6 protein-coding genes are annotated in these 7278 nt (G+C 71.3%); all 6 read right to left on the bottom strand.

What is annotated here, in order from left to right; translation table 11 throughout:
- Positions 1-57 precede the first annotated feature (57 nt).
- The gene (locus ACFTZC_RS23350; protein WP_382892666.1) at positions 58-510 is read right to left on the bottom strand and encodes a hypothetical protein; all 453 of its coding nucleotides are present in this window, start codon (positions 508-510) and stop codon (positions 58-60) included.
- 5 nt (positions 511-515) lie between these two features.
- Positions 516-1268, bottom strand: a complete 753-nt coding sequence (gene dapB / locus ACFTZC_RS23345; protein WP_382892664.1) for a 4-hydroxy-tetrahydrodipicolinate reductase — start codon at positions 1266-1268, stop codon at positions 516-518.
- A 49-nt stretch (positions 1269-1317) separates the two neighbouring features.
- Positions 1318-2694 (bottom strand): M16 family metallopeptidase, encoded by a 1377-nt coding sequence (locus tag ACFTZC_RS23340; RefSeq protein ID WP_382892662.1) that lies wholly within the window; start codon positions 2692-2694, stop codon positions 1318-1320.
- A complete protein-coding gene (locus ACFTZC_RS23335) occupies positions 2691-4916 on the bottom strand; it encodes a polyribonucleotide nucleotidyltransferase (protein WP_382892659.1) in 2226 nt (741 codons plus the stop codon). Before ACFTZC_RS23335 ends, ACFTZC_RS23340 begins: the two co-directional genes overlap by 4 nt.
- A gap of 365 nt (positions 4917-5281) precedes the next feature.
- Positions 5282-5572: a 30S ribosomal protein S15 gene (rpsO, locus tag ACFTZC_RS23330; RefSeq protein WP_319685150.1), complete on the bottom strand. Its 291-nt coding sequence runs from the start codon at positions 5570-5572 to the stop codon at positions 5282-5284.
- Positions 5573-5755: 183 nt separating this feature from the next.
- The gene (gene eccD / locus ACFTZC_RS23325) at positions 5756-7252 is read right to left on the bottom strand and encodes a type VII secretion integral membrane protein EccD (RefSeq protein ID WP_382892656.1); all 1497 of its coding nucleotides are present in this window, start codon (positions 7250-7252) and stop codon (positions 5756-5758) included.
- Positions 7253-7278: the final 26 nt, after the last annotated feature.

Below are 7278 nucleotides of genomic sequence, written 5' to 3'. Positions count from 1 at the left end.
GGCCACTGGTGGCCGGGCCCCGCTCCGTCGTATACGCGGCGTACGGGGCGCGGGCGGTCAGGCCTGGACGGGCCTGCCGTCGTGGAGCGCGATGGCCCGCTGCATCGCCTTGCGGGCGCGCGGGGTGTCCCGGGCGTCGTGGTAGGCGACCGCCAGCCGGAACCAGCAGCGCCAGTCGTCCGGCGCGTCCTCCGTCTCGGCGCGGCGCGCCGCGAAGACGGCGTCTGCCGAGTCCCGGTCGATGCGACCGCCCGCCGTACGGACCAGTTCGTCGACCGGCAGCCCGCCCTCGGCCTCCAGCTCCGCCGCGAGCCGGTTCGCGCGGTGGACGAACCGGGTGTTCATCCAGAGGAACCAGACGCCGATGACGGGCAGGATCAGCACCGCGCCCCCGAAGGTGACGGTGAGCAGCGTGCCGTGCTCGATGAGCAGCACGCCGCGGCTGCCGACCAGGACGAAATAGACGACCAGGACGGCGGCCGTGACACAGTAGGTGATCTTCGCGCGCATGACGGTCAGCCCAGGTCGAGGAAGTGTTCGAGCCCGACGGTGAGCCCCGGGGTGCTCCCCACGCGCCGTACGCCGAGCAGGATGCCCGGCATGAAGCTGCTGTGGTGCAGCGAGTCGTGGCGGATGGTGAGGGTCTCGCCCTCGCCGCCCAGGATGGTCTCCTGGTGCGCGAGCAGGCCGCGCAGCCGTACGGAGTGCACCGGCACGCCGTCGACGTCGGCGCCGCGCGCCCCGTCCAGCGCGGTGACCGTCGCGTCGGGCTGCGGGGCGCTGCCCGCCTGGGCGCGCGCGGCGGCGATGAGCTGCGCGGTACGGGTGGCCGTGCCGGACGGCGCGTCGGCCTTGTTCGGGTGGTGCAGCTCGATGACCTCGACGGACTCGAAGTAGCGGGCGGCCGTCTCGGAGAACTTCATGGTGAGGACCGCGCCGATGGAGAAGTTCGCCGCGATCAGCACACCCGTCCGCGGGGAGGCGTCGAGCGAGGTGTGCAGCTGCGCGAGCCGTTCGTCGGTCCAGCCGGTGGTGCCGACGACCGCGTGGATGCCGTGGCGTACGCAGAAGTCGAGGTTGCCCATCACCGAGGCCGGGGTGGTCAGCTCCACCACGACCTCGGCGCCGGCCTCCACCAGGCTCTCCAGCCGGTCGCCCCGGCCGAGGGCCGCGACCAGTTCGAGGTCCTCGGCGGCTTCGACGGCCCGTACGGCCTCGGCACCGATACGGCCCTTCGCGCCCAGAACGGCCACGCGCAGCTTGCTCATTGCTCTGTTTCCTTCACCTTCGGGGGTACGGCCCGGCCGGGCGGCCCGGTCAGGAGACCGCTTCGTCGAGGCGGGCGGCCTGCTTGTCCTTCAGCGGTCCGATGACGGACAGCGAGGGACGCTGTCCCAGTACATCGCGGGCGACCGCGCGTATCTCGTCGGGGGTGACCGCCGCTATCCGGGTCAGCATCTCGTCGACGGACATCTGGGCGCCCCAGCACAGCTCGCTCTTGCCGATGCGGTTCATCAGCGCGCCGGTGTCCTCCAGGCCGAGGACGGTGGCGCCGGAGAGCTGACCGACGGCGCGCCCGATCTCGTCGTCGGCGAGGCCGTCCGCCGCGACACGGTCCAGCTCGTCGCGGCAGATCTTCAGGACATCGTGGACCTGGCTCGGGCGGCAGCCCGCGTAGACCCCGAAGAGGCCGCAGTCGGCGAAGCCCGAGGTGTACGAATAGACGCTGTAGGCGAGCCCGCGCTTCTCCCGTACCTCCTGGAAGAGGCGCGAACTCATGCCGCCGCCGAGCGCCGTGTTCAGTACGCCGAGGGCCCAGCGGCGCTCGTCGGTACGGGAGAGGCCCGGCATGCCGAGGACGACATGGGCCTGTTCCGTCCTGCGGTTCAGCACGTCGACCCGGCCCGCGGCCCGTACGGCGCGGCTGCCGTCGCGCGGCGCGACGGGGACGGCGTCCGTACGGGAGAGCGCGCCGGCCCGGTCGAACGCCTTGCGGACCTGGCGTACCACCGTGGCGTGGTCGACGTTGCCCGCCGCCGCGACGACGAGGCGCGTCGGGTCGTAGTGCTTCCGGTAGAAGCGGGTGATCCGGTCGCGGTCCAGGGCGTTGACGGTGTCCACCGTGCCGAGGACGGGGCGCCCGAGGGGGGTGTCGCCGAACATGGTCTGCGCGAACAGGTCGTGCACGCAGTCGCCCGGGTCGTCCTCGGTCATCGCGATCTCTTCGAGGATGACACCGCGCTCGGCGTCGACGTCCGCCGCCTCGATGAGCGAGCCGGTGAGCATGTCGCACACGACGTCGATGGCGAGGGGCAGGTCGGTGTCGAGCACCCGCGCGTAGTAGCAGGTGTACTCCTTGGCGGTGAACGCGTTCATCTCGCCGCCGACCGCGTCGATCGCGGAGGAGATGTCGAGGGCGCTGCGCCGCTCCGTGCCCTTGAAGAGCAGGTGCTCCAGATAGTGCGTGGCGCCGTTGAGGGCGGGCGTCTCGTCGCGGGAGCCGACCTGTACCCAGATACCGAAGGTCGCGGAGCGCACCGACGGCAGGGTTTCGGTGACCACGCGCAGGCCGCCGGGGAGGGTCGTACGGCGGACCGTGCCGATCCCGTTCTCGCCCTTGAGCAGGGTTTGGGTACGGGCGACGGCCCGCGCCTCGGAGGAGGTGCGGGCCGTCGTCCTGGAGCTGGATGTCACTGGGAAGCGTCGTCCTTCGCGTCCTCGGACTCGGTGGACTCCTCGCCCTCGATCACGGGGATGAGGGAGAGCTTGCCGCGCTGGTCGATCTCGGCGATCTCGACCTGGACCTTCTGGCCCACTCCGAGGACGTCCTCGACGTTCTCGACGCGCTTGCCGCCCGCGAGCTTGCGGATCTGCGAGATGTGCAGCAGTCCGTCCTTGCCCGGGAGCAGCGACACGAACGCACCGAAGGTGGTCGTCTTGACGACCGTGCCCAGGTAGCGCTCGCCGACCTCCGGCATGGTCGGGTTGGCGATGCCGTTGATCGTGGCGCGGGCGGCCTCGGCGGCCGGTCCGTCGGCGGCACCGATGTAGATCGTGCCGTCGTCCTCGATCGTGATGTCGGCGCCGGTGTCCTCCTGGATCTGGTTGATCATCTTGCCCTTGGGGCCGATGACCTCGCCGATCTTGTCCACGGGGATCTTGACGGTGATGATCCGCGGGGCGTTCGGGGACATCTCGTCCGGGACGTCGATGGCCTCGTTCATCACGTCGAGGATGTGGAGGCGGGCGTCGCGGGCCTGCTTCAGCGCGGCGGCCAGGACCGAGGCGGGGATGCCGTCGAGCTTGGTGTCGAGCTGGAGCGCGGTGACGAACGTCTTCGTACCGGCGACCTTGAAGTCCATGTCGCCGTAGGCGTCCTCCGCACCGAGGATGTCGGTGAGGGCGACGTAGTGGGTCTTGCCGTCGATCTCCTGGGAGATCAGGCCCATGGCGATACCGGCGACGGGGGCCTTGAGCGGCACACCGGCGTTCAGCAGCGACATGGTGGAGGCGCAGACCGAGCCCATGGACGTCGAGCCGTTGGAGCCCAGCGCCTCGGAGACCTGGCGGATCGCGTACGGGAACTCCTCGCGCGTCGGCAGCACCGGCACGATGGCGCGCTCGGCGAGCGCGCCGTGGCCGATCTCGCGGCGCTTCGGGGAGCCGACGCGGCCGGTCTCGCCGACGGAGTACGGCGGGAAGTTGTAGTTGTGCATGTAGCGCTTGCGCGTCACCGGGGAGAGGGTGTCGAGCTGCTGCTCCATGCGGAGCATGTTGAGGGTGGTGACGCCCAGGATCTGCGTCTCGCCACGCTCGAACAGCGCGGAGCCGTGCACCCGCGGGATGGCCTCGACCTCGGCGGCGAGCGTACGGATGTCCGTGACGCCGCGGCCGTCGATGCGGACCTTGTCCTTGATGACGCGCTCGCGGACCAGGGACTTCGTCAGCGCGCGGTAGGCGCCGGAGATCTCCTTCTCGCGCCCCTCGAACTGCGGGAGCAGCTTCTCCGCGGCCAGTTCCTTGACGCGGTCCAGCTCGGCCTCGCGGTCCTGCTTGCCCGCGATGGTGAGCGCCTGGGCCAGCTCGGAGCGGACGGCCGCGGTGAGGGCCTCCAGGACGTCGTCCTGGTAGTCGAGGAAGACCGGGAACTCGCCGGTGGGCTTGGCGGCCTTGGCGGCGAGGTCGGCCTGGGCCTTGCAGAGCGCCTTGATGAAGGGCTTCGCGGCTTCCAGACCGGCGGCGACGACCTCTTCGGTGGGCGCGTCGGCGCCGTCCTTGACGAGCTGGATGGTCTTCGTGGTGGCCTCGGCCTCGACCATCATGATCGCGACGTCGCCGTCCTCCAGGACCCGGCCGGCGACGACCATGTCGAAGACGGCGTCCTCCAGCTCGGTGTGGGTCGGGAAGGCGACCCACTGGCCCTTGATCAGGGCGACACGGGTGCCGCCGATCGGGCCGGAGAAGGGCAGGCCCGCGAGCTGCGTGGAGCAGGAGGCGGCATTGATCGCGACCACGTCGTACAGGTGGTCGGGGTTGAGCGCCATGATCGTCTCGACGATCTGGATCTCGTTGCGCAGGCCCTTCTTGAAGGAGGGGCGCAGCGGGCGGTCGATGAGGCGGCAGGTGAGGATCGCGTCCTCGGAGGGCCGGCCCTCACGGCGGAAGAAGGAGCCGGGGATCTTGCCGGCCGCGTACTGCCGCTCCTCGACGTCCACCGTGAGGGGGAAGAAGTCGAGCTGGTCCTTGGGCTTCTTGGAGGCGGTGGTGGCCGACAGCACCATGGTGTCGTCGTCCAGGTACGCGACGGCGGAACCGGCGGCCTGCTTGGCCAGCCGGCCCGTCTCGAAGCGGATGGTGCGGGTGCCGAAGGTTCCGTTGTCGATGACGGCCTCGGCGTAGTGGGTCTCGTTCTCCACTAGTGATTTCTCCTCGTCTTCGTCCGGTGCCCGTGTGGCAGGGGACGTGGCGGAGGAGCGCTCCTTGGTGCGGGCCGGTCTTCGATCGAAGCTCCCGGGGCGGCGGCATGGGCCGCGCCTTTCCGGGCGCCACTACCGAGGACCGGCGGCGGTGGAGGTCGCTCCCCCTCTTCAGTTTGCGCTCATGCGCTCGTGCTCTTCGGTTGTGCTCGTGCGTCCAGGTTACTGAGCCCGGCCGCGGGACGGCATTCCGGCCGCCCCGGGCGAGGCGCCCGCTCCGCCTCCGGGGCCGGTACGTACCACCCCGTACATACGGCGAAGGGAGCGGTTCCCTGGACGGGGGAACCGCTCCCTTTCACGGCGTACTACTTGGCGCCGCCGGCCGCACCGCGGCGGATGCCCAGGCGGTCGACCAGCGCGCGGAAGCGCTGGATGTCCTTCTTGGCCAGGTACTGGAGCAGGCGGCGGCGCTGCCCGACCAGGATGAGCAGGCCACGACGCGAGTGGTGGTCGTGCTTGTGGAGCTTGAGGTGCTCGGTCAGGTCCGAGATCCGGCGCGACAGCATGGCGACCTGGACCTCGGGGGAGCCGGTGTCACCTTCCTTGGTGCCGAACTCGGTCATGATCTGCTTCTTCGTAGCGGCGTCGAGCGACACGCGTACTCCTCGTGAGTTTCTTGGCCACCGAGTGCCCCAGGTCGAATACTCTGGGGAGCTTCCGTTACTCGGGAGGCGGGAGATCCGTTGCGCGCCGACCGCCGGGCCAGGGGGCTTCAGCGGTCACATACACAAACGGCCGTCGCCCAGGGTATCAGCCCCGGGGTGGGACGTTCGCGGCGGTCAGCCGGTGAGCGCGCGGGCCGCGCTGAAGACGTCGAGGACGGCGAGGCAGAGCGGGACCAGCGAGAGCAGCACCGCGCCCTCGGCGAGGTCGAGGAGGCGTCCCCAGAACGGCGAGAGCCCCTTGCGCGGGATGATCAGGCCGACGGCGGTGATCAGGGCGGCGCCGGCGGCGACGCTCGCGGTGAGCCAGATCGTACGGATGTCGAGGGCGCCGCGGTCGCCGTACATCAGCAGTTCCCTGACGTGGTCGGCGGGCGGGTTCAGGGAGAGCCCGAGGACCAGCAGGGCGATCGCGGCGATGCCCGCGGTGAGCGCGCAGACGACCTGGGAGGTGTAGCGGAACAGGCGGGCGCGCAGCAGGGTCGCCAGGCCCGCCGTGAGGGCGAGGAGCTGGGCCCAGACGCTGTCCGAGAAGCCGAGGACCGCGGCGGCGCCGACGACGACCGCCGCGCAGCCGCCGACCAGGCCGAGGAGCATCTCGTGGCCGCGGCGGGCCTGTGCGGCGATGCGCGCGGCGTCGACGGGCTCGGCGTCGGGGGCGGTGTCCGGGTCGCCGGCCGGGTCGTACGCGTCGGACATGCCGTCGGAGGCGCCGTCCCCGGCGGCGCGCGGCGAGGCGTAGCCGATGGGGAGGCGGGCGAAGCGCGCGGAGAGGCCGGGCAGGAAGGCGACGAGGCCGACGGCGACGGGGACGCACACGGCCGCGGTGTCGGTGGCCGAGGCCTCGGTGAGGATCATGACGAACGTGGCGAGGGTGCCGGTGGTCGCCAGGAACGTGGCGGCGACGAAGGGCGCGTCGCCGCTCGGGGTGAGCGCGACGAGGATGACGGACGCGACGAGGACGGTGACGCACCCGAGCAGGAACTGGAGCCGACCGGGCCCCTGCCCCGGGTCGGGGGCGAGGATGCCGGAGCCGGCGATGAGCAGCAGGGGCAGCGCGCCGAGGCCGAGGGCGACGGCGGAGGCGCGGTCCGCGTACACCCGGCCGCGTACGCCGGCGAAGGCGGTCAGCAGGACGCCCGCGACGCCCGCGATGATGCCGGGCAGGCCGTGCATGTCGTGGCGTACCGGGTCGGCGAACCACAGGACGAAGCCCATGAGCACGAGGAGCAGGACTCCGCCGACGAGGCCGGCGCCGCGCAGCAGGTCGTCGCTCCAGAGGTGGCGGTCGCGGCGTACGGCGGAGGCGACGGCGTCGGAGACGTCGTCGAAGACGGCGGGCGGCAGGGACTCGGCGAAGGGGCGCAGGCTGAGGATCTCGCCGTCGAGCACCTGCTGCGCGGCGAGGGTGCGGGCGCCGTCGAGGACGGTGCCGTCGCGCCGTACGAGGTGGTAGCCGGTGGGCGTGCCCGCCGTCTGGGTCTGGCCGGTGAGCCGCAGGATCTCCGGATGGACGTCGGCGACGGCGATGTCCTCCGGGAGCGCGACATCGATCCTGCTGTCCGGCGCCACGACAGTGACGCGGCAGAAGCCGGTCGCTGCGGTCGTACTCACGTGTCTGTTCCCCCTGATTCGCGGTT

Source organism: Streptomyces sp. NPDC056987 (genome assembly GCF_042673865.1).
GTDB lineage: Bacteria > Actinomycetota > Actinomycetes > Streptomycetales > Streptomycetaceae > Streptomyces.
Note: the sequence above shows the minus strand (reverse complement) of the source record. Positions and strands in the feature narration are given on the sequence as shown.